Here is a 24936-nt window from a genome sequence, read left to right on the forward strand (position 1 = left end):
CTCAATACAAACCTTCGGCTCGCGCCAGCGCCGCCGCGATCGCCGAACGCGTCGGATGACGGAAGCGCGCCGCGACATAACCGTCGGGCCTCAGCAGATAGGCGGCGCCCGGCTCGGCGCCGTAGCGCTTGGCGACCATGCCCGATGGATCGGCAAATCCGCCGTCGGCACCGATGCGGATACCCTTGATACCCTCCGGCGCATCGATCGGCGCGCCATTGCTGAACGACAGCAAGGTGAAGTCCGTTCCACCCCTGCGGAAGGCGTCGGTGAGATAGATCTGCTCGCCGGCCCGCGTTGTGACGGGCGCGTCGAGCATCGAACAGCCGGGCGAAGGTCCGCCGCGCCACGTCTCCGCGTCGAGCGAAGACAGCGGCGAGTGATAGCTGCACGGCACCGACAGCCTGCCGCCATTGACCATGCGCTTGCCGAACTCGGTCTCCTTGGCCAGTGACAGCACCGCCTTGCGCAGCCGCGCCTCCTGATGCGAGTTCGGCGCCATGAAGTCAGTCGAGCGGGTGGATTCGCGAATGTTCTCGTCGGCCGCCATGCTGCGCTCGAGATGATAGCTCTCCAGCAAGCCCGCGGGCGATTTGCCGCGCAGCACGCGGTCGAGCTTCCAGGACAGATTCTCCGCGTCTTCGAGTCCCGAGTTCGCGCCACGCGCGCCGAAGGGCGAGACCTGATGCGCGGAATCGCCGGCGAAGATCACGCGGCCATGGATGAAGCGGTCCATCCGCCGGCATTGGAATTTGTAGAGCGAAATCCACTCGAATTCGAACTTGTCGTGGCCGAGCATGCGCGCGATCCGCGGCCGCACGTTCTCCGGCTTCTTCTCGAGGACCGGATCGGCATAGCGATTGAGCTGGAGATCGATACGCCAGACATCGTCGGGCTGCCGGTGGAGCAGCGCCGAACGCCCGGCATGGAACGGCGGATCGAACCAGAACCAGCGCTCGGTCGGAAATTCCGCGGTCATCTTGACGTCTGCGATCAGGAACTGATCCTCGAACACCTGGCCGGCGAATTCCGCCCCGACCATCTGCCGCAGCGAGGAGCGCGCACCGTCGCAGGCTACGACATATTGCGCATTCAGGCGGTAGGCGCCCTCGGGCGTCTCGATCGTCAAAAGCGCGGAATCGTTGCGCTGCTCGAGCGCTGTCACCTTGTTGCGCCAGCGCAGGTCGATCTCCGGCAGCTCGTTGATGCGATCGACCAGATAGGCCTCGGCGTAATATTGCTGGAGATTGATAAAGGCCGGCCGCTTGTGACCGTCTTCGGGCAGGAGGTTGAACTGGTAGAGCTGCGACTCGCCATGGAAGATGCGGCCGACACTCCACACCACGCCCTTCTCGACCATGCGGTCGCCGACGCCGAGCCGGTCCCAATATTCCAGCGAGCGTTTCGAGAAGCAGATAGCGCGCGAGCCTTCGCCGATGCGGTCGGCATCATCAAGCAGCACGACGCGCTGACCGCGCTGGGCAAGGTCGATCCCCAGCGACAACCCGACCGGGCCCGCGCCGACGATCACGATCGGATGCGCCGCGGGGCTCGAGCCGGGGCGGTCCTGATCGGGGTGACGGCGGTAGCCGAACTGGGTCTTGGCTTGAGCGGTCTTGGCGTTCAGGGTGTTGGCGTGAGGGGTATTGGCCGGCGCCATACACGAACCTCGGCTCTGGTCAGGACAGGATCGATCTGCTAGATAGTCTCACGTGCAACTATTCTGGACCGGAGCCGGCCGGCCGTCAACTGGAATTCGGAGGCGCTCTCCTTGGCGAGGACATCCAGCGACATCGCGCTCAAAGCGCGCGCGGCCGACGAGGCTTCGGCGCAGCCAAAGCCGCGGCTCGATCTGTTCAAGTTCGTGCCGTTCCGCCTCAACCGGCTCGCGGCGGAAGTCAGTTCCGCGCTGTCGGTCGAGTATCAGGAGCGCCACGGCCTCGACATTCCGGCCTGGCGCGTCATCGCCACGCTCGGCTTCCGCAATGATGCCTGCAGCGCGCAATACATTTCGCAATGCACCCGCACTCACAAATCCACCATCAGCCGCGCGGTGACGACGCTGCTCAGCGACGGCCTGATCGAGCGGGTCGAGAACGAAGCCGACCGCCGCGAATTCCGCCTGCAACTGACGAAAAAGGGCCGCGCGCTCTACGAGGAGCTGTTCCCGCAATTGCTGCGGCGGGAGGACGAGATCCTCGCCTGCCTCTCCGCGCAGGAGCGCAAGCAGCTCTCGGCCCTGCTTGGCAAGATCGAGCAGAGCCTCGATCTGATCCAGACCAGCGAAGAGGCGGATGCGAAGCAGGCGTATTAGGGCGCCCACCCATAGGGCGCAGACGTCAGCTTTTTGGGAGTCCGGTTGAGAAAGCTAGGTAGGACCGTGACGGCAGCAACGTATATTGCGATGCTACTTGTGGCGTTTGCCGCGACTCGCGCACACGCCGCTGACATAGGTCATCTGGCTCCCCCTGGAGTCGCTGCAAACGAGTTTCCCTCACCCCAGCGTCCTGTCGCGCGGATCGTCAGCCCGCGCCGCTCCGCCGAAGAGCGCCGCGACGCCCTCAATGAGGCCGGTCAAATCGCGCGCGTTCTTGAACTGAAGCCAGGTATGACAGTCGGCGACATTGGAGCAGGCAGCGGCTACCACACGGTCAGGCTCTCGCACCTCGTCGGCCCCGCCGGCTCTGTCGTTGCCCAGGACGTCACGCGGGATTACCTCGTCGAACTCGCCAGGCGAACAAGACTTCTGAAGTTGACGAACGTGCAATTCGCGCTCGGCGAACCACACGACCCGCGTCTGCCCGCTTCCTCGCTGGACGCCGCAATCCTTGTGCATATGTATCACGAGATAACCCAACCGTATGCCTTCCTCTACAATCTCGCGCCCGCCTTGAAGCAAGGTGCGCGGGTCGGAATTGTCGATCTTGAGCTTCCGACCTCGAAGCATGGCACGCCAATTGAGCTCTTGCGCTGCGAGTTGGCCGCCCTCGACTATCGCGAGATCGCCACTTATAAGCTCGCAGGGGACGGAGGATACCTCGCAGTATTCTCTCCTCCGGAGCTGGCGGCTCGAAAATCTCCTCGCGACATCGTTGCTTGCCCGGATCCTGCCGGTGCTCGTTGACATCGCGTCCGCCGCCCGTCTCGGCGCGTAGGATCGGTTGAGCCCTTGCGAAACCCATCATGCGTCATCGCGGATGGATCGATGGGTTTCGCAAGGGCTCAACCCATCTACGAGCTCTGCTCGGCAAGACCGAGCAGAGCCTCGATCTGATCCAGACCAGCGAAGAGGCGGATGCAAAGCAGGCGTATTAGCGGACGATATGTTGATTCATATCAATGGTCATCCCCGACCCCTAGAGATCAATTGCCGCTTGATCCCGACGGGAGACGCGCATGCGGATATTAGCTCTCGCTGCTGTCGTGAGCCTGACGCCGGCCACGGCCTTCGCCATCTCCGAGTGCAGGGTCACCGGCAATCCATCCGTGTTTGGCGTGGACATGACGGCCTACTTCGCGGTCAGGTCGGGCGAAACGTGCAATTTCCCGATGCGAATTCCGGGAGCGATGCATCGCTCGGGCGTGTCCCGGAAGCCCGCGCACGGGACGCTCAGACAGGTCAACGTCACGACGTTCAGGTATACCGCGGCATCCGGCTACAAGGGCAACGATACGTTCGCCATCTATGGTGAAGGAAAGGGTCCATACGGCTCGGGCCGATCGGTCATGACGGTGAATGCAACGATCGAGTAGGAGCCACGAACGAACCAGGCGAGGGCCGCTGGGCAAGCCGTTGGCCCGCTCGCATCGCGCTGTTCGGGTCAGCTTCAGAAAGCAGACCTCGCTGCACTCTGATCGAAGGTCAGAATTGGCCAGGAGGCGAACATCTGGCCAGATTAGCTATTCGTTTCGACGCACTCCTGCCTGTCAAGCTCGAATAGGCTGCCCAATTCCAAGAAGGTTGCCTTCGCTGTCGCGGAACCATGCGCCTCTCTCACCGATGCCCTTGCTTGCGTAATTCCCAGCTATCTCGGCGATCCCGTCAACGGTCTTCAGGCCGGGCAAGTCGTATTCCTCGAACTTTACTCCCCTTGCACGAAGTTCCCGCACCGTCGATTCGATGTCCTCGACTTCCCAGCCCATCTGCGTGTGCGTGCCGGATTGCACTCCGGCCGAGATGAATATTGCAAACTCTCCGCTTGCGCAGACGTAGCGCAGACCACCTTCGCGCTGTTCGACCGGGTCGAGCCCGAGTTTCTCGGAATAGAACGCCCGCGCCCGATCTAAATCCTTGGCTGGAAGACGGGCGGCGACCTTCGCTTTTTCTAGCATCCTTCTCTCCTTCTGAGTTCGTCGGGGCGTCATTTGTAGGGCCGTGCTGACCGGATAGCGGCATGATGGGCCAACTCCGGACTTGCGCAGTGCAGCAGATGCCGACCGGTCGCCGGGGAACGACCTACATGTAACCACTGGGCAGAGCATCTGGCGCTTCTGAATTTGGCGACCAACTAAGTTTTGTGGACCGCGCCTGATCCCGTGAGGAAAACATGATCATTGTCCTCTACGTCGCCGCAGGCCTCATCATGGCCGTCGGAAGCCTCTTTTTCGCGTGGCGAAACAGGGAATTTCGCAAATTCTTGGCAGGCGCGTTCTTTGTATCATCAGGCAGCTTGTTCTATCTCTTTGTCGCCGAAGTTTCTGTGCCTCTGTTGGGAACAGACTTCGTCGAGACACCGCTGGTCAGCGGCGGCCGTTCCGTCGTCCATTTCATTCTCTTCTTGGTCTGCCTTTACTTTGGCTTCATCAGGCAGCCGAAGACCTAGAGTTCACCTCAATCTTTCGTATTGCTACTGAGCAAGAAGGCTCACGCGTCGGTCAACGGACGGCGCTCGACGGCGAGCACGTCGATTGGCGCGCGGCGTCCGCGCAACCGCGTTGGCCCCAATGGTTCGACCACAAGGTCGGCGGTAGGGTTCGCCAAGCGCAACAGGTCGGCTGAAACGAGCAGGGGTCGATCGATCTCCTTGCAATGCTCCTGCAACCGCGCCGCGACGTTCACGGTATCGCCAAAATAGGCAATCTGTCGGCGTGAATCGCCGCATTCGCTGATCGCCACCAAGCCGGCGTGCATTCCTCCGCGAAAGCGTGGCACTATGCCGAATTCGCGAACATAGAAAGCGGCGTGGTCGACAATCCTGTCCTGGATGGCGAAGAAGCAACCGATACAGCGCCGCGCCGACAGATTGGCAGTCACCCGCCATGTAACGATAACCTCGTCCCCGACGTAGGCGTGCACCTCGCCGCCATGAGCGAGGATGACTTCGTCAATGTCGAAAAAGACGCGGGTGAGAAGCTCCTGTATTCGCAACTCGCCCATCGACTCGGCGAGTGATGTCGAGCCTACAAGATCGAGAAACAATAGCGCGCGCTCTTCACGCGTCGGACGCCGGTATCGGCCGAGAACGACGCTGAGAAGAACACGGCCGCCGATAAGCCGTATCAATTCGTAGGCCGAGCTGATCAGCATTGACATCAAGAAAGCGACGCCGACGATGCGAGGCAGGCCCGCCGCGAGCCACGCGGCGTCAATCCGGTGTCCATAGAGTGCGGCTTGCAGCCCAATCGCAGCCGCCGCGACCACGATGGCCATGACGACAGATTTGACGAGCAGTTCGCCGACGAGCCATTTCGTCACCCACGCGCTGCTGCGCGAGGTGAAATGGAGGTGAACCGCCCAAGCCGCGAGTGCGACACCCATCCCATGCAGGCCGCTGCGGAGGTAGTTTGCAAGCGTAGCTTCGCTCGGGTCGTCGACAATGTAACGATAGATGCCGCCCGCAAGCAATCCTATTGCAGCCAATACGATAGTGGGCGCCAACGATCTCCGCATGTCGCTTCCACAGTCAGCGGGGGCAGAACAAGTATCACGTCGCTTCGCGCCGTTCAGCCTACATCAATTTGAGCCTTGATCGGCAATTTCACAATGCGGAGCATTGGCAGCTTCGGGGCATTCGAGACAGGCCAGGTCTGCTCTACTCTCGAAGCGGACGCGGTGAACGATCTGCTCTGTCGCCTGGTGCGTTGGCTATCGTGATGCCACGGCGTGAGTGAGGCGGTCGATCGCCGCACTGCCCGGCAGCGATTACGCTTACCCGTGTCTTCGCACGTAGAGCGCGATAAACCGATCGATCATCGGGTTGATCTGCTCCGGCACCTCCAGCGACAGGAAATGCCCCGAGCCGACGGCCTTGGCCGTGACCAGTTGCGGACACAGCGCCGCAAAACGATCCAGATCCGCGAGCCGATGGGCCGCTTCGATGTAGAGCACTGGGACCCGGCACGCCTGGGCGCACTCACGCGCCCGATGCACATCCCAGGGGAAGCGTGTGGCGATGAGACGAGACCACAGAGCGCGCGGCCCTCGACGCTGTTCAGTCAATTCACGCCATCATTCCGCGGCTGGTCGTCGATGGCTCGATCGGAGACCCGAGCCTGGACGTCACTGTCTTCCGGCGTGATCGAGACACTCGCCGCGCCGGCTGCCTCCTCCGCTGATAGCGACGGTGATTGGGGCCGACCTTCGGCGCGGTTGCCACGGAAACGGCGATGTAGCTTCTCACCCTGGTCGAAAATGATGTTGAGCAGCCATCCTGCGATCGGTCGCGCGATTGAACGAAACGGCCTGGCAATGATGAAACCGCCTTTGACATTCTCGATCGGGAAAGCCAATGCGTTGACCAGAGTGTCGGCGGTGACGTACCGATAATTTTCTGCCAGATGCTCGGTATTCATCAGCATCTGGATGGCAGGCTTGTCGTTCTCACCGTCGATCAGGATCATCGAGGAAAATTTGTCGTCCGAACCGGTCAGTGCATTGGCCTCAGCCGTTGTGACGGGATGCAGGCGCACGACGCCAGCTTCGGTTTGTTGGCGGTAGTGCACGGCCAGCGTAAGCTCGCCCATCTGCACCGCAACCAGCAGCGTACTGAGATAATCGGCATTAGGCTCAGGCTTCTCGAAACTGACGCCAGGGACCATTTCGATGATATCGAGAATGCGGCCTAGATCAGCGGCGGCCGCGGCGCGGCCGGCGAGACTCGCGGCCAAGTCGGCAATTGCCCTGGAAGCTTTCGAGAAATGCCCGCTGGCGCCTTTCATGGCGTCGGCAGCAAGGTTTTTGAGTTTTGAAAGCACGCCGAACACCGTTGTGAATGTCAGGCACAACCTAGAAATGACAAATGAATACGTCAATCGGCGTGCACGATCGCGCATCCCCGGGCCGATGCTTTACATCGTCCCGAGCGACGAAAGTCGCTATCCTCACTTGCCGAAACCTACTTCGCCGCCGTCACCACGAGGGACGGACCAGGTCAGGCACGGCCGCGACGGCGCGGGGTCGGCGTGAGGCCGGGAAGGCGGGTGACCACCTTTGTCTCCAAAGTGACGATATCGTCACGTCGCGAACGACCGCGTCGGCGGCAAATGCAGCGCCCAGGCATCGACCTCATCGCTGGCGCGCGGATAGATCTCGGTCACGATCGGATCGTGGCCGGGGATGAACCTGTCGGGATGACCCGCGAGACGCTCGATCGTGTCCCAGCCTTGCGCCATGTCGCCGACATTGTAGACGATCGGGAACGGGCTCCGGCGCTGCAGATTGGCGTAGTAATGCGCGGCATCGGAGGCCAGCACCACGGAGCCGCGCGCGGTCTCGACCTTCACCACCTGCAAGCCATCGGAATGGCCGCCGACGCGGTGCACGGTCACGCCGGGAGCAACCTCGCCGTCGCCGGAATAGAAGGTGACGCGCTCGCCATAGACGTGGCGCACCATCAGCGTGACATGCTCGACCGAGAAGGGGTGGCGCAGCAGGCCGTTGCACATGCAGCGCCCGGTCGCGTAGGCCATCTCGCGCTCCTGCAGATGGAAGCGCGCATTGGGAAAGCGGTCGAGATTGCCGGCGTGGTCGTAATGCAGATGCGTCACGATGACGTCACGAATGGCTGACGCCGCAACGCCGAAACGCTCCAGCGCATCGACGGGATTGAGCGTGAGCTTGCGCGCTCGCGCGCTCGCCTCCTCGGCGTTGAAGCCGGTATCGACCAGAATGTCGCGGCTGTGCCCCCGAATCAGCCAGACGAAATAATCGAGGTCCTGCGCCGCGCTGTCATGCGGGTCGGGCACGAGGAAGTTCATGTGGGGGGTGCGCGGCGACATCGTCGCATAGCGCAGGGCGTAGATCTCGTAGACGTTTCCCATGGGCTCGCTTTTTTTAGAGTTGGATCTTGGACGATCGCGCACACCAAGCCACCACCGGCAGGAAAGGTCAAACCCGGAGGCGAGGCTGCAATGTGAGATCGATCACGTCTTCACCCGCCCTGGCTGCGCTAAGGTCCGCCGACAGCATCGAGGTACCGAGGACCGTCATGACAACCCCATCCATTCCTCTCGCGGCATGCCCATCCGCTGCGGTCCATCATCGGGATAAGGCCGTATCTCCAAGCGGTTGACGCCCTCCGTCCCCGGTTTGATAATGAGGTAAGCGTAAGTTAAGGTCGCCGCGGCGCAAGCTGGAACGGCGCCTTTTGGCTGGACCGCGCTGATTATGAAAATTCGCTTCTTTTTTCTTCTGCCCTTGCTGATCTCGCTCGTCCCGACGGCCCCCTCGCTTGCGGCCGGCGACCGTTTTGCGCTGGTCATCGGCAACGCCAAATATCCGGATGCGGATGCCCCGCTGAAGGAACCGATCAACGATGCGCGCGCCGTCGCCGACGAGCTCAAGCGCGACGGCTTTTCGGTCGAGCTCGGCGAGAATCTGACCGGCGACGCCATGCGCCGTGCCTTCGATAAGCTCTACGGCAAAATCAAGCCGGGCTCGGTCGCGCTGGTGTTCTTCTCGGGTTTCGGCATCCAGTCCGCCCGCCAGAGCTATTTGCTGCCGGTGGATGCGCAGATCTGGACCGAGTCCGACGTGCGCCGCGATGGCTTCAGCCTCGAGACGGTCCTCGGCGAGCTCAACACCCGCGGCGCCGGCGTCAAGATCGCGCTGGTCGATGCGTCCAGGCGCAACCCGTTCGAGCGCCGGTTCCGCAGCTTCTCAGCGGGCCTGACCCCGGTGATCGCCCCGAACGGCACGCTGGTGATGTACTCGGCGGCACTGGCCTCGGTGGTCTCGGACGCCGGCGGCGACCGCAGCCTGTTCGTCCAGGAGCTGCTGAAGGAAATCCGCGTTCCCGACCTGATGGCCGAGGAGACGCTGAACCGCACCAAGATGGGCGTCACCCGCGCCTCGCGCGGCGAGCAGGTGCCGTGGATTTCCTCGTCATTGGCCGAAGATTTCTCCTTCATTCCGGGCGCCGGCGGATCGCGTCCGGCAACGCCGCCGCCCGCGCCTCCCGCCGCGCCGGCTGTCGTCGCCAACAACCCGCCGCCCGCCCCTCCCGCACCGCCGACACCACCGCCGCCGCCGAAGCCGGCCGACAGCGCGGCTGCAGCTCCCGCTCCTGCGCCTCCGCCACCTGCGGCTCCAGTCGCGGCACCGGCGCCCGCGCCTGCTCCCACGCCGAGGCCGCAGATCGAGGCCGCCCTGCCCCCGCCGCCACCGCCGGTGAAGCCGGTTGATCCCGCTCCCGCGCCGAGCACGGACGGTGGGCCGAGCGCTGCCGCCCTGGCTGACGATCCCACGATCAAGAGCCTGACCGCCAAGATTGCCGCCAACCCTGACGACGTGAACGCGCTGTACCGCCGCGGCCAGGTCTATGCCAGCAAGGGCGCCTACAGCCTCGCCATCAAGGATTTCGACGACACCCTCCGGATCAATTCGAAGGACGTCGAGGCCCTCAACAACCGCTGCTGGACCCGCACCGTGGTCGGCGACCTCCAGGCCGCGCTGAAGGATTGCAACGAGGCGCTGCGGCTGCGGCCGAACTTCGTCGATGCGCTGGACAGCCGCGGGCTCGTCAATCTGAAGTCGGGCGCGGTGAAGAATGCGATCGCCGATTTCGACGCGGCCCTGAAGATCAACCCACGCCTGACCTCCTCGCTCTACGGACGCGGCCTCGCCAAGCAACGCAACGGCTCGACCCAGGAGGGGGCGCTGGACATCGCCAATGCCAAGGCGATGGATCCGAACATCGTTCAGGAATTCGCAAGCTACGGAGTGCGCTAGTATTTTTTTGAGTTGGGCCCCCGTCCAAGGCTCGAACCTTGAACAGCCCTGGGAAGACCAATGGGCGGATGCCGCAACAGGCCTTTTCGGGGGCGTGTTGCTTGAATTTTGAGAGCACGTGAGCTGGCTGCGCAGGAGGGACTGGGAATGAGATCGGCTGCAAATTGGCTTACCGCGATTCTGTCCATCATCACCGTCGGCGCCGCGCTGTCGCTGCCGACCTCGGCCACATATGCGGGCGATGACGGCAACAGCAAGAACGTCACCGAGGACGAGATCGTCCGCGCGCTGGCGCCGGCGCCGAAGAAGCCCCTGACCCGCGGCCTCTCGATCGGTCCGCAGACCGAAACCGCACCGAACGCCGCGGAGACCAAGCTGCTGCAGTCGGTGCGCGGCCGCTCGACGCGGTCGCTGTCGTCCATCGAGCGCGAGGAAATCGCCTCCGCGGCCAAGGACAAGCCGAACATCGATCTCGAGATCACGTTCGACTACAACTCCGCCAATATCAGCGCCAAGTCGCTGCCCTCGGTGCAGGCGCTCGGCCGCGCGTTGACTAGCCCGGACCTGAAGGGCTCGACCTTCGTGGTTGCCGGCCACACCGACGCCGCCGGCGGCGAAGCCTACAACCAGGACCTCTCGGAGCGTCGCGCGGATTCGATCAAGCGCTACCTGGTCGAGAAGTACAGCATTTCCGCGACCGATCTCGTCACCGTCGGCTACGGCAAGAGCAAGCTCAAGGACCCGAACCAGCCGCTGGCGGAGGCCAACCGGCGCGTGCAGGTCGTCAACATGGAAAACAAGACCACCGCATCGAAGTGAGCACGACGAATCCATTGCCAGTGACAAGTCGTGATGTCGTGTAAGGTCTCGTTTCCAAAGCGCGTCCCGCAGCCTTGCGGGACGCCGCTTCATGTCAGAAAAGCGCTCCGTTTGGGCCTCGCGCGGATGGCCGTGAGCCAGGTCAGGATGATCCGCCGATGAATTTGACTGAATATCTCAAGCCGGCCGGAACCGTGCTGTTCGTCGCCGCGCTCGGCATCGGCTATTATCTGTTCGAGCATCGCAAGCGTCCTGAGCCGAAGGAGACGCAAAGCGAGGCGCTCGTCATCGTGACGAAGTCGACCAATGCCTGCTTCTCCGATCTGGTGCGGGTGACCGGCTTCTTCGTACCGCGCCGCGAGGCGGTGGTCGTTGCCGATCAGGAAGGCTCCAGGGTCACCGACCTCCTGGTCACCGAGGGCACAATCGTCGCTGACAACCAGGAGCTGGCGCGCCTCACTGCGCCGCCGCAGATTCCGGGCCAGCCGCAGCGGCCCGGCCCGCAAGGCCCGATCTCGCTGAAAGCCCCCGCGCCGGGCCTCATCACCGAGGTCCGCACCATCGTCGGCGCGCCGGCCTCGCCGCAGGCCGGTCCGATGTTCCGCATCGCCGTCAACAATGAGATCGAGCTCGACGCCCAGGTCCCGGCGGTGCACATGTCCAAGCTCACCTCCGGCGCCACCGTGCGGATCAGCCGCGACGATGCGCCCGATCTGATCGGGCGGGTCCGGCTGGTTGCGCCAGAGATCGACCGCACCACGCAGCTCGGGCGGGTCCGCATCAGCGTCGCCAACAACCCCTCGCTCAAGGTCGGCGTGTTCGCTCGCGCCTCGATCGACGCCAAGCGAAGCTGCGGCGTCTCGATCCCGAAGACCGCGATCGATCACCTCACGGTGCAGGTCGTCAAGGGCAATGTCGTCGAGACACGCAAGGTGCGGGTCGGATTGTCGTCCGACAGCGCGACGGAAATCCTGGAAGGGCTGCAGGTCGGCGAAATCGTCGTGGCCGACGCCGGCTCTTCGCTCCATGACGGCGACCAGATCAAGACCATGTTCGCCGATGAACTCGATCGCACGCGGGTACGCTGATGGCTCTCAATATCTCGGCATGGTCGATCCGCAATCCGCTCCCGTCGGTCGTCTTCTCGATCATCCTGCTGGTCCTCGGCTGGGTGTCCTTCACCAAGCTCGCGATCACACGGCTGCCCTCGGCCGACATCCCCGTGATCTCGGTGGCGGTATCGCAGTTCGGCGCCGCACCGGCAGAACTGGAATCCCAGGTCACCAAGACGGTTGAAGACGCGGTCTCCGGCGTCGAGGGCGTCAGGCACATCACTTCGTCGATCACCGACGGCCTGTCGGTCACCACGATCCAGTTCGCGCTCGAGACCAACACGGATCGCGCGCTCAACGACGTCAAGGACGCGGTGACGCGCGTGCGCTCCAACCTGCCGCAGAACGTCACCGAGCCGCTGATCCAGCGCGTCGACGTCATCGGCCTGCCGATCGTGACCTATGCCGCGATCTCGCCCGGCAAGACGCCGGAGCAGCTCTCCTATTTCGTCGACGACGTGGTCAAGCGCGCGCTGCAGGGCGTGCGCGGCGTCGCCCAGGTCGAGCGCATCGGCGGCGTCGAGCGCGAGATCCTGGTCTCGCTGGATCCCGATCGCCTGCAGGCGATGGGCCTGACCGCGGTCAATGTCAGCCAGAGCCTGCGCGGCACCAATGTCGACGTCGCCGGCGGCCGCGCCGAGATCGGCAAGAACGACCAGGCGATCCGCACGCTCGCCGGCGCCAAGACCCTTGGCGATCTCGCCGGCACCATGATCCCGCTGTTCGGCGGCGGCGAGGTCCGGCTCGACGATCTCGGCACCGTCACCGACACCATCGCCGACCGCCGCACCTTCGCCCGCTTCAACGGCGAGCCGGTGGTCGCGCTCGGCATCAAGCGCTCCAAGGGCGCCAGCGACGTGAAGGTGGCCGAGGCCGTGCAGAAGCGCATCGACGCGCTGAAAGCGGCCTATCCCGACGTCGACCTGAAGGTGATCGACACCTCGGTCGAATACACCAACGGCAATTACCACGCGGCGATCTCGACCCTGTTCGAAGGCGCCATCCTCGCCGTGATCATCGTGCTCTTGTTCCTGCGCGACCTGCGCGCCACCATCATCGCCGCGATCTCGCTGCCGCTGTCGATCTTCCCGGCGTTCTGGGCGATGGACCTGCTCGGCTTCTCGCTGAACCTCGTCAGCTTCCTCGCCATCACGCTCTCGACGGGCATTCTCGTCGACGATGCCATCGTCGAGATCGAGAACATCGTCCGGCACATGAACATGGGCAAGTCGCCCTACCGGGCCGCGCTCGAGGCCGCCGACGAGATCGGCCTCGCCGTCATCGCGATCTCGCTGACCATCATCGCCATCTTCGCGCCTGCGAGCTTCATGTCGGGCATTGCCGGACAGTTCTTCAAGCAGTTCGGCATCACCGTCTCGGTGCAGGTGTTCTTCTCGCTGCTCGCCGCGCGCTTCGTCACGCCGGTGCTGGCCGCCTATTTCCTCAAGCACAGCACGCACGAGGAGCCGCCGCCCGGTCCCATCCTGCGCTCCTATCATCGCATCGTTGCCTGGTCGGTGAAGCACTATTTCATCACGGTGCTGATCGGGCTCGGCGTCTTCGCCGCCTCGATCTGGAGCATCACGCTGCTGCCGCAGGGCTTCCTGCCGGCCCAGGACAGCGCGCGATCGCTGCTTGCGCTCGAGCTGCCGCCGGGCACCCAGCTCGCCTACACCGAGAAGGTCACCGAGGACATCGTCGCGCGCCTGCGCAAGCGGCCCGAGGTCAAGAGCATCTTCGTCGACGGCGGCCGCGTCCCGCCGGGCACCCAGGAGGTGCGCCGCGCCGCCCTGATCATCAATTACACACCCAAGGACAGCCGCGACATCACCCAGCGCGAGCTCGAATTCTCCATCAGCCAGGAGCTGGAGAACGTTCCCGACATCCGCTTCTGGTTTCTGGACGAGAACGGCCTGCGCGCGATCTCGCTGGTGGTGACCGGCGTCGACCCCAACATCGTCAACAACGTCGCGAGCGAGCTTGCGACGCAGATGAAGCGCATTCCCACCATCGCCAACGTCATCTCCGAAACTTCGCTGGAGCGCCCCGAACTGCGCATCGAGCCGCGCGCCGATCTCGCCGCACGGCTCGGCGTCTCCACCGAAAGCCTGTCGCAGACCATCCGTGTCGCCACCATCGGCGACGTCGGACCGGCACTCGCCAAGTTCGACGTCGGCGACCGCCTGGTGCCGATCCGCGTGCAGCTCGAGGACGCCGCCCGCGGCGATCTGAAGACGCTGGAGCAGCTCCGCGTGCCGCTCGGCGAGCGCGGCGAGAAGGGCGGCGTGCCGCTTTCGGTCATCGCCGACGTCAAGCTCGACCAGGGTCCGACCAGCATCGGCCGCTACGACCGCGAACGGCAGGCGACGGTTGCCGCCGACCTCGTCGGCTCCGCCGCGCTCGGCGATGCCACCAAGAAGATCTACGACCTGCCGGTCATGAAGACCCTGCCGAAGGGCGTGAAGGTCTCGCCCTCGGGCGATGCCGAAAGCCTGAACGAATTGTCCGAGGGCTTTGCGACCGCCATCACGGCGGGGCTGATGATGGTCTATGCGGTGCTGGTGCTGCTGTTCGGCACCTTCCTGCAGCCGATCACCATCCTGTTCTCGCTGCCGCTCTCGATCGGCGGCGCGATCGCGGCCCTGCTCGTCACCGGCAAGCAGCTCACCACGCCGGTGTGGATCGGCATCCTGATGCTGATGGGCATCGTCACCAAGAACGCGATCATGCTGGTGGAATTCGCCATCGAGTCCATCAAGGCCGGCACGCCGCGCGAGGAGGCCATGATCGACGCCGGCATGAAACGCGCCCGTCCGATCGTGATGACCACGATCGCCATGGCCGCGGGCATGATGCCGAGCGCGCTGGCCGTCGGCGCCGGCGGCGAATTCCGCTCGCCGATGGCGCTCGCGGTGATCGGCGGCCTGATCTTCTCGACCCTCCTGTCGCTGGTGTTCGTGCCCGCGATGTTCATGGTGATGGACGATTTCGGCGCCCTGATCTGGCGCTTCGCCAAGCGGCTGATCGTGCACAGCGAGGATGCGGAGATGGATCATGGAGCTGCGCCGGCGGAAGCCAGGCCGGCGCCAACGAGCGTCGCGCGGCCCGCGGCGGAGTAGGGTTAAGCGGCTTACGACCGGCCGACCTTCGTCACCTGTCGGGTGCGATGATGAGCGCCGCGAACAAGCCCCTACTCGTTCCGCGCGATCGCGGTCAGCTTGGTCATGTTCCGCAGCAGTATCCGGCCGCGCTGGAGATCGAGGATCGCTTCCTTGCGCCAGGCCTGGAGCTGGCGGTTGACGCTTTCGCGGGCGGCGCCGACGAAGACGCCGAGCTGCTCCTGCGAGATGTGGACCTCGGAACCGAAATCGGCGGCGAGCGCGCAGAGCCGCCGCGCCAGCCGCACCGGCAGCGGCTGCAGCATGGATTCTTCCATGCGCTCGCTCTGCCAGCGGATGCGCTGGCAGAGCAGCGCGATGATTTTGATCGCGACCTTGGGCTCGCGCTCGAGGAAGCCGAGGAAGTCTTCGCGCCGCAGCACGAACAATTCGCTGGCCTCGCCCGCGGTCGCGTCCGCCGTCCGGTTCTGGCCGTCCAGCACGGCGACCTCGCCGAACAGGTCGCCCGGCCCCATGAAGTTCAGCGTCAGCCGGCTGCCGTCGGCGGCGCCGGTCTCGATGCGGACCTGGCCGCGGCGCACGCCGAACAGCGCATTGCCGGGATCGCCCTTCTGGAACAGCACCTCGCCGCTGGCCAAATGCTGGGTGTGGCAGAGATTGGACAGCCGCTGGAGCTCGTCTGCGCCGAGATCGGCGAACATCGGGTTCATCTTCAGGATGACCGCAAATTCGGCCTGCTTGCTCATGTCAATGTCCTTGTGAACGTCCTGGTCATCGTCTCTTGGCAAATCGTCTTGGCAAATCGCTTGAAACCATCAACCTCAGGATCGCGTAAAACCGCGCTGGAGAAGTGTGTCATAAGTCACATAACTTTGCAGCACCCCCTGACTATTTTTACGCGCTTGGAGCCGCTTCCCGTCCGGGGATAAACTCCGGGCGCAAAGGACGGGTGATCGGCCGGGTTCGGCGCGGATTGTCCGTCGCTGGAAAGTCGAGATGAGAGCATTGAAATTCGTCGGCGGGGCTTTGGCCGCCGTCATCGTCGTGATCGCACTTCTGCTCGTGGTCGGGATCCCCTCGGGCTTCCTGACCTCGACGATCGCCTCGCGCGTCGAGAGTGCGACCGGCTATCGGCTGTCGGTCGACGGCACCACCAAGATCAGCCTGTGGCCGACGCTGAACGTCACGCTGAACGACCTCACGCTGGCCGACCCCAAGGACCGCAGCGGCATCACGCGCCTGACGATCGATCGCGTGCAGGCCGACATGTCGCTCGCGAGCGTGTGGTCCGGCAGGCCCGAGATCAGCGAGCTCGTCGTCACCCATCCCGTGCTCTACCAGCCGCTGCTCCGCGAACGCCTGCCGAATGCAACCGCCCCTTCGAAGCCGCTCGCGCTCGACACCAAAGGCGCCACCATCGACCGCATCAAGATCACCGACGGCGAAGTGGCATTCTCGCGCCTGCGCGACCGTGTCGAGGGCCGCATCAGCGCCATCAACGCCGACGCGACCCTGGACCGCGACCGCAAGGTCAATATCACCGGCACCGCGCGCGTCGGCGATCACCCGACCAAGTTCGACATCAAGGCGGCCTCGCCGGCCGAACGGCCGGTGTTTCAGGTGGATTTCGCCATCGACATGCCCAGCGTGCTGAAATCCCAGCTCACCGGCCAGGCCGAGATGCGGCTGAGCGGCAATGTCGTGATGATCAACGGCGTGAACGGCAGGCTCGGCGACGGCGCCTTCAACGGCTGGGCTTCCGTCGACATCGCGAGCAAGCCGCTGGTCAAGGTCGATCTCGACTTCCAGCGGTTCGCGATGCCGCTGGCGAAATCGCCGGAAGGCGTGTCCGGGCAGCCCTGGAGCAATGCGCCGATCGACGTCTCCGGCCTCAACTATGTCGATGCGCAGGTGCGGATCTCCGCCAACGAGGCCGTGATCGGCGATGCGCGGATTGCGCCGCTGGCGCTCGACGCCAAGCTCGCCGGCGGCGTGCTGAAGGCCGGCACGGCCAATCTCGGCGCCTATGGCGGCCAGGTCTCGGGCGAGGTGATCCTGGACGCGACCACCGGCGCGCCGAGCTTTGCCATGCATTCCGATCTCGTCGGCGTGCGCGCGCTGCCGCTGCTCCAGGGCCTTGCCGAGTTCGACCGCATCGACGGCAAGCTGCAGGCCAAGCTCGCCTTGCGCAGCGCCGGCAACAGCCAGCGCGCGCTGATGGCGAACATGCAGGGCACGGCCTTCGTCAATTTCCAGGACGGCGCCATCCGCGGCATCAATGTCGCGCAGATGATCCGCTCGCTGACGACGAGCACGCTGTCCGGCTGGCAAGGAAGTCAGAACGGAAACCAGGACCCGAGTCAGGAGCAGAGCACGGACCTGTCGCAGCTCTCGGCCTCCTTCCGCATCGACAAGGGTCAGGCGGTGACGACCGACCTCAACCTGATCGGGCCGCTGGTGCGCGTCACCGGCGCCGGCACCATCGCGCTCGACACCAAGATGATGGGCTTTCGCGTCGAGCCCAAGCTCGTGATGACGACCGAAGGCCAGGGCCGCACCTCCGAGCCGGTCGGCTTCGGCATTCCCGTGATGATCCAGGGCTCCTGGTCGCAGCCGCGGATCTACCCCGATATGGCCGGCATGCTGGACAATCCCGACGCCGCCTATGCCAAGCTGCGCGAAATGGGCAAGGGCCTGTTCGGTCCCGACGGCGCCGGGCTCGGCAACATCCTGGGCAGCCTCGGGCTGGGTGCCACTGCCGCGCCGGGCAGTGGCAATGCAACCGGCAATGCCAATCCGCAAGGCCAGCAACCGGGACAGAACAATCTGCTCGGCGGCCCGCTCGGGGAAGCGATCGGCAATCTGATCCAGCAGGGTCTCTCCAGCGGCGCGGGGAGCGGCACTGGCACCGGGCGCAACCGCAGCCTGCCGGCAACGCCCTCGACGCCGGCGCCGCAGGCCTCGCCGGCGGCCCCAGCCCTGGAGGACCCACCGGCCGCGCAGCAGGACAGTCAGCCAATGAACGACGTGCTGCGGCAGCTCTTCAATCGATAAGCTCCCTCCTTCGAACGGATCCGGCTGCGACAATCGCCGCCGGTCCACCTGCCCAGGAGACCACAGGGGTAACCACACCGGCCGGTCCGCCGGCCGCGTGACGGCCCTTCGGTCCAAATTGTGGTAGAACGGCTTGGAAGGGGCCTGTACGGCCCACAGCGCGCGGCGTCAGTGGCGGCGCGAGAGGATCGGGATGGCAGGAGCGAACGACAAGACACGATCTCTGCGCGAGGGCCTGTTCGCCAAATACGTCGTCTCCCTCGTCGGCCTCGTCGTGTTCGTCCTCGCCGTCAACGGGGCGATGGAGACCTGGATCTCCTACCGCGCGACGCGGACACAGCTGACCGACGGCCTGGAGGACAAGGCGCAGGCAGCCGCCCGGCGCATCGAGCAGGCGATTTCCGAGCTCGACCGCCAGATCAGCTGGGTGACGCGCGCGAGCCAGGACACGCTGGAGAAGCGCCGCGCCGACTATGCCTCTCTGCTGCACCAGGTCTCGGTCGTCAACCAGCTGTTCCAGCTCAACGGCGACGGCCGCGAGGTGCTGCGCGTCTCCAGGCAATCGACCACGACCGGCGGCAATGCCGACCTCTCCCGCGACGTGCGCTTCACCGACGCCGTCGCCCGTGGCGTCACCTACGCGCCGGCCTGGTTCGCCGACCGGACGCCGTTGATGTCGATCTCGGTGGCGCATTCCGGCTTCAATGCCGGCGTCACCGTGGCCGAGATCGATCTCGGCTTCCTCTCCGACTTCCTGTCCGACGCGCAAGTAGGCAAGGCCGCCTTCGCCTATGTCGTCGATCCGCGCGGCCGCGTGCTGGCGACGTCATCGAAAGGGCCCGAGATCGGCCAGGACCTCTCCAAGCTGCCGCAGGTGGCAGCCGCGATCGCGCCCGGCCACGAAGCCGAGACGTCCGGGACCGACTTCAACGGCCATGCGGTGATGAGCGCCGCGAGCATCGTGCCGAAGCTCGGCTGGAGCGTGCTGTTCGAGCAACCGACCACGCAGGCCCTGATGCCGATCCGCGACCAGCTGGTGCGCATCGCGCTTCTGATCGGCATGGGCCTGATGGTCGCGATCCTCGCCGGCACGCTGCTCGCCCGCCGCATGATCATCCCGATCACGGCACTGCGCGACGGTGCCTACCGGCTCGGCGAAGGCGATTTCAGCCACCGCATCGACGTGCACACCTCCGACGAGCTGGAAGACCTCGCCGGGCAGTTCAACCGCATGGCCGACCAGATCCAGGAGACCTATTCGAACCTGGAGAGCAAGGTCGAGGAGCGCACCCGCGATCTCGCGCAGTCGATCCGCGAGCTCAAGGTGCTGGAGGAGGTCGGCCGCGCGGTGGCCTCCTCGCTCGATCTCAACGCGGTGCTTGCGACCATCGCGGCCCGCGCGATCGAGATCACCCGTGCCGACGCGGTGCTGATCTACGGCTTCGACGCCGAGGCGCGCCGCTTCAACCTGGTCGAGGCCAACGGCATCGACAAATCCGCCGAGGGCGCGCATGTCACCATCGCCCAAGGCGGCAACATCCTGAGCGATGCCGCCGACAGCGGCGAGCCGATCGCGCTGGCCGAGCTCAGGCAGGCCGCCGAGCAGCCGCTGCGCGAGGCCGCGCTCGCGGCCGGCTTCAACTCGGTGCTGGTGGTGCCGCTGATCGACCAGCAGGGCACGCTGGGCTCGCTCGTGGTGCTGCGCCGCGCCACCGGGGCGTTCGCGCCCAGCATCATCGGCCTGATGCGCACCTTCGCCAACCAGGCCGTGCTGGCGATGCGCAATGCGCAGCTGTTCAGCGAGGTCGACCACAAGAGCCACGCGCTGGAGGCGGCGAACACGACCGTGCGCGCGCAAGCCGACAAGCTCCGCGAGCAGACCGAGCAGCTCAAGGACTGGAACAAGTCGCTGGAGGAGCGCGTGAAGACCCAGCTCGGCGAGATCGAGCGCATCCGCAAGCTCGAGCGTTTCCTGGCGCCGCAGGTGGCACAGCTGATCGCCTCCTCCGACAGCCCGGAGGGGCTGCTCACCAGCCAACGCCGCGAGGTCACGGTGGTGTTCTGCGACCTGCGCGGCTTCACCGCGTTCACGGAAGCTACCGAGCCGGAAGAAGCGATGAACGTGCTGCGCGAATATCACGCCGCGCTCGGCCAGCTGATCTTCAAGTACGAGGGCACGCTCGACAAATATGCCGGCGACGGCGTGATGATCCTGTTCAACGCGCCGATCCAGTTCGAGGACCACACCAAGCGCGCTGTGAAGATGGCGGTGGAGATGCGCGACACGATCGGCCCCCTGACCGAGCGCTGGCGCAACCGCGGTCATAGCCTCGGCTTCGGCATCGGCGTCGCGCTCGGCTATGCCACGCTCGGCCAGGTCGGCTTCGAGCAGCGGCTGGAATATGCCGCGATCGGCAGCGTCACCAACCTCGCCTCCCGCCTCTGCAGCGAGGCCAAGCCCAACCAGATCGTGGTCAGCCGCCGCGTCTACGGCATGGTCGAGCCATGGGTCGAAGCCCGCGCCCTCGACGATCTCCAGCTCAAGGGCTTCAATCACCCCGTGCTCGCGATGGAGATATTGAGCTGGCGCGAAGAGGTGGAGAACGTGTTGGATGCCACGGCGGTGCGGCGGAGGGGGTAGCCGAAACAAAACTGCGAAAACAACCCCATGCACAGTAGGCGGGCCTTTGGGATCAATGACTTACGGCAGGCTTCGCCCGCGTGCCGCGCGATTTGACACGTCGGGCAAAACACCGGCCGATTGGCAGCATCCTCAACGCCTCCCCGAACCACATCCCTGCTCCCCGCGACCAACCCTCGCCTCAACGGCGAGGCTGAATCCGGATGGAGACGAGCCGTGGCATTTCCGCTGCCTTCGCGTGCCTATGATTTGCAGATGCTGGACCGGCCCGCGGATCGGTCGCGCGACCAGGGCTGGGTGTTTGGGCTGCCGCCGGGCATTGCATCCGAGCAATGGCCGCTCGATCCCGTCACCGGCTATCCCTTGATGCACGGCTTCACGCTTCTGCTGCCGGAGGATTGTCGGGTGCATGGCGATGACATCGTCGCATTGTCGTTCTTCGCCACGGCGCCCGATCACAACGACGGCGGCGCGCCCGACGATCCTGAGATTCGCGAGGCGGTGCTGGCACGGCCGGCGCATCCGCGCCTGTCGCGCATGACCGACATTCTCGACTACGCATATGCCGCGCTGCTCTTGACGAGGGCCGAATATGACGGCGCGTTCGCGACACCGCCGGCGCCGCTTGCGCTGGCAACAGTGGAGCGGCCGCGCTGGCTCGACGTCGGCGGCGCCAGCGCCTTCTTCGAGGCCGCGCCGGCTTACGCCAAGAAGATGTTTGCAACCCCGCCGCGCGCCGATCTCGGCGAGACGCGCGCGATCGCGCTGTCGCCGCGCGCTGATGATCCCAACGCCGGCAAGGGCCCGCAGGATGAGTACGTGCGCAAAAATCCGCCGACCGGGTATCAGCCATATTACTACTATGTCGGCGGCGCCCCTAGCCGCGACAATTTCCGCCTGCACGACTGGGCCAGGGATCACGCCCACAACCATCTCGGCGGCACCATGCGGCCGTGCCAAGCCGTGCCGGAGATGAGCCCGTTCTACATCGAGTTCGAGGAATATTTCGGCGGCTACAATTTCGGCGGCGGCAACGCGCAGCTGGATTTCAGGGATATGAAGTTCGACTGGGCGTGCGGGTGATCACGCCCCCCGCTTCGGCCCGATCGCCTCGAACCCGGCCTTTTGCTCGTCGCTTAGGTCGGCCTGGAAATCGTCGAGCGCGTCGCTGATCGCGCCGACGGCTTGCAGCATGGTCTGCAGCCGCGCCTTCACGGCGACGAGGCGGGCCTGCGGGGTTGCGGCGGGCTCGGTCGGACAGGCGCTGAGCGTCTGCATGGTGCGGAGCGTGGTGTCCTGCAGCACCTCGAAGCGGGCGCGGGCGACCTCATCGAGATGGAGCGTGGTGGCGATGTCGGCGGCGGGCCATTGCTGCTGGATCAGCTGCTCGTATTGGCGCTGGGCGTTCTCGTCGGAAAGAGGATCGTAGTCCGCCTGGCATGCCTTGGCCGCCTGCGCGTCCTTGGAAGCGTTCTTGTCAGCGTTCTTGCTCGCGTTCTTGATATCGTTCTTGTCAGCGTTTTTGGACTGATAGGACGCCAGCACGGCGCGACGCTCGCTGGCGAGGGCGTTGAGGCGGGCTTTCTGGTCGTCATTGAGCAGGCCGACGAATTTCGACAACGGCGCTTCCATGGTGTCTATGGCCTTGATCATGGCCTCGACACGCTCGTGCATCAGGCCGAGGCGCTCCGCCGCATTCGCAGGGGTTTGCGCCGGGCAGGCGGTGCGGATGGTGTCGCGCGCGGCAAGCCAGGCGGATGAGAGCTCGTCGAGCGCGGTGCGCTGAGCTTCGTTCGGTGCAACGGCGCTCGCGATGCGCTCGACCGGCAGGCCGCCGGTGTCGCTGGCCTCGCACAGCGTCTCCGCGGTCGGGACCTTTCGCGCGCGACGGCCTTGCGGCACGGTGTAGGCGGCAAGCTCGGTGGCGGCATAGGGTGTGAATAGCGCGGCATAGATGTCGCCGTAGCCGTAGAGCGAGAGGCTGGTGGTGTCGCCGAAGATGATCGCATTGGTGAGATCGTCATGCGCGAACGGCCAAAACACCGGGCCGACCCAGCCGTAGCTGCCATCGGGATGACGCCACCAGCCTTGCGGGCGGCGGCCGCCTTGCCAGCCCGCCAGCGCAGCCTGCGCCGTGAGGGCCGCACGCATCACGTAAGGGTTCGACAGCTGGCTGCGGTCGGCCCCGCGCGGGTCCTGCGACCTCAGCGCCGCGGAGCGGTAGCGGCCGCCGCGCACCGCCATGCGGGAATGGCGCAGGCGCGACAGGCCGATCACGTGGCCGACGGCGAAGCGCGCAACCCCGACCGGACCGCCGCGCAAGCCGAACTGCGCCTCGGCTCTGTCAGGCAGCAGCACTGCTGCAACCACCAGGATCGCGCCAGCCAGTGCCAATCCCATGCGTCCCGACATGATCGTTGACCTGACGACCAATTTGGCCAGGTCTTGTTTGGCCACGACTTGTTCGGCCACGTCTTGGCCCTCCCACCCGCGCCAAGTGCGCAATGCGTCGCATCACGAAGACGCGCGAGGGAACCGAATGTTCCAGAGAGACACAGGACAATGCGTCGCAACGCGCCGGCCGTGCCGTGTCACTCGGCCTTTTGCGGCATCACGAAGGTCTGGCCGGGATAGATCAGATTAGGGTTTTGGATCTTGTCGCGGTTGGCGTTGAAGATCACGGCATAGCGGGAACCGTCGCCGTAAGCGAGCCGGCTGAGCGCCCACAGGCTGTCGCCGCGGGCGATGATCCGGCTGCCGCCGGCCTCGGCCGGCGCGGCGGTGAGCGCCTCTGCCGGCGAGGCCGATGCGACCGCGGTGGCCGCCGGCGCATGCGCGAGAGTCCTTGGTTTAGGTGCTCCGATCAGTTTTGGCCGGGCCCCTTGCTTCTCAGGCACCGACGCCAGCCGCGGCGAGGGCGACGGCAGCGCGGCGACGACATCTGATTTGTCGTCGGGCTTCTCGGCCGGCTTGGCCTCCTGCTTCGCAACCGGCGGCGTGCGCACGGGCGGCGGCGCCGCCGCGGCGATGGTGACCGGCATGGTCCGGCCGGATTCGGTGACCGTGCCGTCCGGCGCCCTGGCGCGGAGCGTCAGGTCATACGAGCCGGCCGGCAGCTGCGGCGGGGTCATCACGAATTGGCCCGAGGCGTCGGCGACTACGCTGTCGAGCGGCTTGCCGTCGCGCATCAGCTCGACCCGCGCGCCCGGCGTGGCGCGGCCGGCAATCACCGCCGCCTCGCCGTGATCGTCGATGCGGGCGACGTCGAAACGGGGGCCGGCATCTGCAGCCGGCGCCGGCGGCTTGACCAGCACGAGGTCACCGAGCGCGGCCACCTGCTTCTGGGTCTCGGCCAGCGCGCCCGCCTTCGGCTCGGGTGCAGGCGGCGCGCTGTCGGCGAGCTTCGGCTGTTCCGGCTTCAGCTCTGGCTTGGACTCAGGCTTGAACTCGACCTTGGGCTCGACCTTGGCTTCAAACTTGGGCTCGACCTTGGCTCCGGCTTGGGGTTCGACCTTGGCCTCCGGCTTGGCGGCGACGGTGACCTTCGGTCCATCAGGCAGCAGGCGGCGCAGCTCGGTCGGCCCGATCACCAGCGCGGTGCCGACCAGCGCGAGCAAACAGAAGGCAATGAAGGCCTTGGAGGCGGTGATCATCTGAAAAGGACCTTAGGTGGCAAATCAGCCGAGGCCGGCAAGGTGCGCCGATTTGGCTGCCGCAGCAAGACTGTCGATCGGATTAGACCCCCGTCCGGCGCATCGGATCAACCGGCGCAACCATGCGGGTGTCCAAGCATCAAGGCCGGTTCGCGGCCTTCTTCAAGGGAATTCCTCCCGTGACCGTATTCTCCCGTGCCGCGCGATCACTCGCGTTGGTGGTGACGCTGCCCGTTCACTCGCTTGAGCTGCCTCCTGCCCGCCGTCCGGCTTCACGCTCTGCGACGATGCCGATCTCGCCTTCACCTCGCCGACGGCGCCACCAAGCTCGAGCAGTACATGAAGAGCGTCGCGGCGAAGGGGCCGGCGC

20 protein-coding genes and 1 pseudogene are annotated in these 24936 nt (G+C 65.2%); 12 read left to right on the forward strand and 9 right to left on the reverse strand.

Annotation, left to right across the window (positions count from 1 at the left end):
• Position 1: 1 nt before the first annotated feature.
• The gene (locus ACM43_RS09225; protein ID WP_271539780.1) at positions 2–1660 is read right to left on the reverse strand and encodes an FAD-dependent oxidoreductase; all 1659 of its coding nucleotides are present in this window, start codon (positions 1658–1660) and stop codon (positions 2–4) included.
• A 111-nt stretch (positions 1661–1771) separates the two neighbouring features.
• Here ACM43_RS09225 and ACM43_RS09230 point away from each other — a divergent pair, with 111 nt between their 5' ends.
• The 4 genes and pseudogenes from ACM43_RS09230 to ACM43_RS09245 all read left to right on the forward strand — a co-directional run bounded on the left by ACM43_RS09230 (position 1772) and on the right by ACM43_RS09245 (position 3753).
• Positions 1772–2314, forward strand: a complete 543-nt coding sequence (locus ACM43_RS09230) for a MarR family winged helix-turn-helix transcriptional regulator (RefSeq protein WP_271539781.1) — start codon at positions 1772–1774, stop codon at positions 2312–2314.
• A gap of 90 nt (positions 2315–2404) precedes the next feature.
• Positions 2405–3124 (forward strand): class I SAM-dependent methyltransferase, encoded by a 720-nt coding sequence (locus tag ACM43_RS09235; protein WP_404546385.1) that lies wholly within the window; start codon positions 2405–2407, stop codon positions 3122–3124.
• Positions 3125–3231: 107 nt separating this feature from the next.
• Positions 3232–3315: pseudogene (locus ACM43_RS38575) on the forward strand (MarR family winged helix-turn-helix transcriptional regulator); the annotation flags it as partial.
• 81 nt (positions 3316–3396) lie between these two features.
• Positions 3397–3753: a hypothetical protein gene (locus tag ACM43_RS09245; protein WP_244941474.1), complete on the forward strand. Its 357-nt coding sequence runs from the start codon at positions 3397–3399 to the stop codon at positions 3751–3753.
• A 174-nt stretch (positions 3754–3927) separates the two neighbouring features.
• Here the strand turns inward: ACM43_RS09245 and ACM43_RS09250 are convergent, their stop codons facing one another.
• Positions 3928–4332 (reverse strand): VOC family protein, encoded by a 405-nt coding sequence (locus ACM43_RS09250; protein ID WP_157287005.1) that lies wholly within the window; start codon positions 4330–4332, stop codon positions 3928–3930.
• A gap of 215 nt (positions 4333–4547) precedes the next feature.
• Between ACM43_RS09250 and ACM43_RS09255 the strand changes: the two genes are divergently transcribed.
• Positions 4548–4823: a hypothetical protein gene (locus ACM43_RS09255; RefSeq protein ID WP_271539784.1), complete on the forward strand. Its 276-nt coding sequence runs from the start codon at positions 4548–4550 to the stop codon at positions 4821–4823.
• A gap of 41 nt (positions 4824–4864) precedes the next feature.
• On the opposite strand, the gene ACM43_RS09260 is transcribed toward ACM43_RS09255, so the two are convergent.
• The 4 genes from ACM43_RS09260 to ACM43_RS09275 form a co-directional block, all read right to left on the reverse strand.
• On the reverse strand, positions 4865–5878 hold the full coding sequence (locus ACM43_RS09260) for an adenylate/guanylate cyclase domain-containing protein (RefSeq protein WP_271539785.1): 1014 nt from the start codon (positions 5876–5878) through the stop codon (positions 4865–4867).
• A gap of 270 nt (positions 5879–6148) precedes the next feature.
• The gene (locus ACM43_RS09265) at positions 6149–6328 is read right to left on the reverse strand and encodes a hypothetical protein (RefSeq protein ID WP_271539786.1); all 180 of its coding nucleotides are present in this window, start codon (positions 6326–6328) and stop codon (positions 6149–6151) included.
• 107 nt (positions 6329–6435) lie between these two features.
• The gene (locus ACM43_RS09270) at positions 6436–7272 is read right to left on the reverse strand and encodes a hypothetical protein (RefSeq protein ID WP_271539787.1); all 837 of its coding nucleotides are present in this window, start codon (positions 7270–7272) and stop codon (positions 6436–6438) included.
• Positions 7273–7452: 180 nt separating this feature from the next.
• Positions 7453–8259, reverse strand: a complete 807-nt coding sequence (locus ACM43_RS09275; RefSeq protein WP_271539788.1) for an N-acyl homoserine lactonase family protein — start codon at positions 8257–8259, stop codon at positions 7453–7455.
• A gap of 346 nt (positions 8260–8605) precedes the next feature.
• On the opposite strand from ACM43_RS09275, the gene ACM43_RS09280 reads away from it, so the two are divergent.
• From ACM43_RS09280 to ACM43_RS09295, 4 genes are all read left to right on the forward strand, one after another.
• A complete protein-coding gene (locus ACM43_RS09280; RefSeq protein WP_271539789.1) occupies positions 8606–10168 on the forward strand; it encodes a caspase family protein in 1563 nt (520 codons plus the stop codon).
• A 147-nt stretch (positions 10169–10315) separates the two neighbouring features.
• Complete coding sequence (locus tag ACM43_RS09285; protein WP_157287232.1) at positions 10316–10987, forward strand: OmpA family protein; 672 nt, start codon at positions 10316–10318, stop codon at positions 10985–10987.
• Positions 10988–11145: 158 nt separating this feature from the next.
• Entirely contained in the window at positions 11146–12075 is a 930-nt protein-coding gene (locus tag ACM43_RS09290) for an efflux RND transporter periplasmic adaptor subunit (RefSeq protein ID WP_157287231.1), read from the forward strand.
• A complete protein-coding gene (locus ACM43_RS09295) occupies positions 12075–15218 on the forward strand; it encodes an efflux RND transporter permease subunit (RefSeq protein ID WP_271539790.1) in 3144 nt (1047 codons plus the stop codon). The genes ACM43_RS09290 and ACM43_RS09295 overlap by 1 nt, the downstream gene beginning before the upstream one ends.
• Before the next feature lie 71 nt (positions 15219–15289).
• On the opposite strand, the gene ACM43_RS09300 is transcribed toward ACM43_RS09295, so the two are convergent.
• Entirely contained in the window at positions 15290–15964 is a 675-nt protein-coding gene (locus tag ACM43_RS09300) for a Crp/Fnr family transcriptional regulator (protein WP_036044931.1), read from the reverse strand.
• A gap of 250 nt (positions 15965–16214) precedes the next feature.
• On the opposite strand from ACM43_RS09300, the gene ACM43_RS09305 reads away from it, so the two are divergent.
• The 3 genes from ACM43_RS09305 (at position 16215) to ACM43_RS09315 (ending at position 21996) form a co-directional block, all read left to right on the forward strand.
• Positions 16215–18272, forward strand: coding sequence for an AsmA family protein (locus tag ACM43_RS09305; RefSeq protein WP_271539791.1), 2058 nt, complete (start codon positions 16215–16217; stop codon positions 18270–18272).
• Between the two features lie 193 nt (positions 18273–18465).
• On the forward strand, positions 18466–20913 hold the full coding sequence (locus ACM43_RS09310) for an adenylate/guanylate cyclase domain-containing protein (protein WP_271539792.1): 2448 nt from the start codon (positions 18466–18468) through the stop codon (positions 20911–20913).
• Between the two features lie 216 nt (positions 20914–21129).
• Entirely contained in the window at positions 21130–21996 is an 867-nt protein-coding gene (locus ACM43_RS09315) for a hypothetical protein (RefSeq protein WP_271539793.1), read from the forward strand.
• Here ACM43_RS09315 and ACM43_RS09320 read toward each other — a convergent pair whose 3' ends face one another.
• A complete protein-coding gene (locus tag ACM43_RS09320; RefSeq protein WP_271539833.1) occupies positions 21997–23325 on the reverse strand; it encodes a Spy/CpxP family protein refolding chaperone in 1329 nt (442 codons plus the stop codon). It abuts the gene before it with no gap.
• A 179-nt stretch (positions 23326–23504) separates the two neighbouring features.
• A complete protein-coding gene (locus ACM43_RS09325) occupies positions 23505–24566 on the reverse strand; it encodes a LysM peptidoglycan-binding domain-containing protein (RefSeq protein ID WP_271539794.1) in 1062 nt (353 codons plus the stop codon).
• Positions 24567–24936 lie beyond the last annotated feature (370 nt).

Origin of the sequence: Bradyrhizobium sp. CCBAU 45321, from assembly GCF_028128975.1 — a bacterium.
Classification (GTDB): Bacteria; Pseudomonadota; Alphaproteobacteria; order Rhizobiales; family Xanthobacteraceae; genus Bradyrhizobium; species Bradyrhizobium yuanmingense.

Excerpts from the sequence above, each read along its gene's own strand:
- ACM43_RS09225 (WP_271539780.1), bottom strand. The coding sequence starts at position 1,660 with ATGGCGCCGGCCAATACCCCTCACGCCAACACCCTGAACGCCAAGACC.
- ACM43_RS09235 (WP_404546385.1), top strand. The coding sequence starts at position 2,405 with ATGCTACTTGTGGCGTTTGCCGCGACTCGCGCACACGCCGCTGACATA.
- ACM43_RS09245 (WP_244941474.1), top strand. The coding sequence starts at position 3,397 with ATGCGGATATTAGCTCTCGCTGCTGTCGTGAGCCTGACGCCGGCCACG.
- ACM43_RS09250 (WP_157287005.1), bottom strand. The coding sequence starts at position 4,332 with ATGCTAGAAAAAGCGAAGGTCGCCGCCCGTCTTCCAGCCAAGGATTTA.
- ACM43_RS09255 (WP_271539784.1), top strand. The coding sequence starts at position 4,548 with ATGATCATTGTCCTCTACGTCGCCGCAGGCCTCATCATGGCCGTCGGA.
- ACM43_RS09270 (WP_271539787.1), bottom strand. The coding sequence starts at position 7,272 with ATGCGCGATCGTGCACGCCGATTGACGTATTCATTTGTCATTTCTAGG.
- ACM43_RS09275 (WP_271539788.1), bottom strand. The coding sequence starts at position 8,259 with ATGGGAAACGTCTACGAGATCTACGCCCTGCGCTATGCGACGATGTCG.
- ACM43_RS09280 (WP_271539789.1), top strand. The coding sequence starts at position 8,606 with ATGAAAATTCGCTTCTTTTTTCTTCTGCCCTTGCTGATCTCGCTCGTC.
- ACM43_RS09285 (WP_157287232.1), top strand. The coding sequence starts at position 10,316 with ATGAGATCGGCTGCAAATTGGCTTACCGCGATTCTGTCCATCATCACC.
- ACM43_RS09290 (WP_157287231.1), top strand. The coding sequence starts at position 11,146 with ATGAATTTGACTGAATATCTCAAGCCGGCCGGAACCGTGCTGTTCGTC.
- ACM43_RS09295 (WP_271539790.1), top strand. The coding sequence starts at position 12,075 with ATGGCTCTCAATATCTCGGCATGGTCGATCCGCAATCCGCTCCCGTCG.
- ACM43_RS09300 (WP_036044931.1), bottom strand. The coding sequence starts at position 15,964 with ATGAGCAAGCAGGCCGAATTTGCGGTCATCCTGAAGATGAACCCGATG.
- ACM43_RS09305 (WP_271539791.1), top strand. The coding sequence starts at position 16,215 with ATGAGAGCATTGAAATTCGTCGGCGGGGCTTTGGCCGCCGTCATCGTC.
- ACM43_RS09310 (WP_271539792.1), top strand. The coding sequence starts at position 18,466 with ATGGCAGGAGCGAACGACAAGACACGATCTCTGCGCGAGGGCCTGTTC.
- ACM43_RS09320 (WP_271539833.1), bottom strand. The coding sequence starts at position 23,325 with ATGTCGGGACGCATGGGATTGGCACTGGCTGGCGCGATCCTGGTGGTT.
- ACM43_RS09325 (WP_271539794.1), bottom strand. The coding sequence starts at position 24,566 with ATGATCACCGCCTCCAAGGCCTTCATTGCCTTCTGTTTGCTCGCGCTG.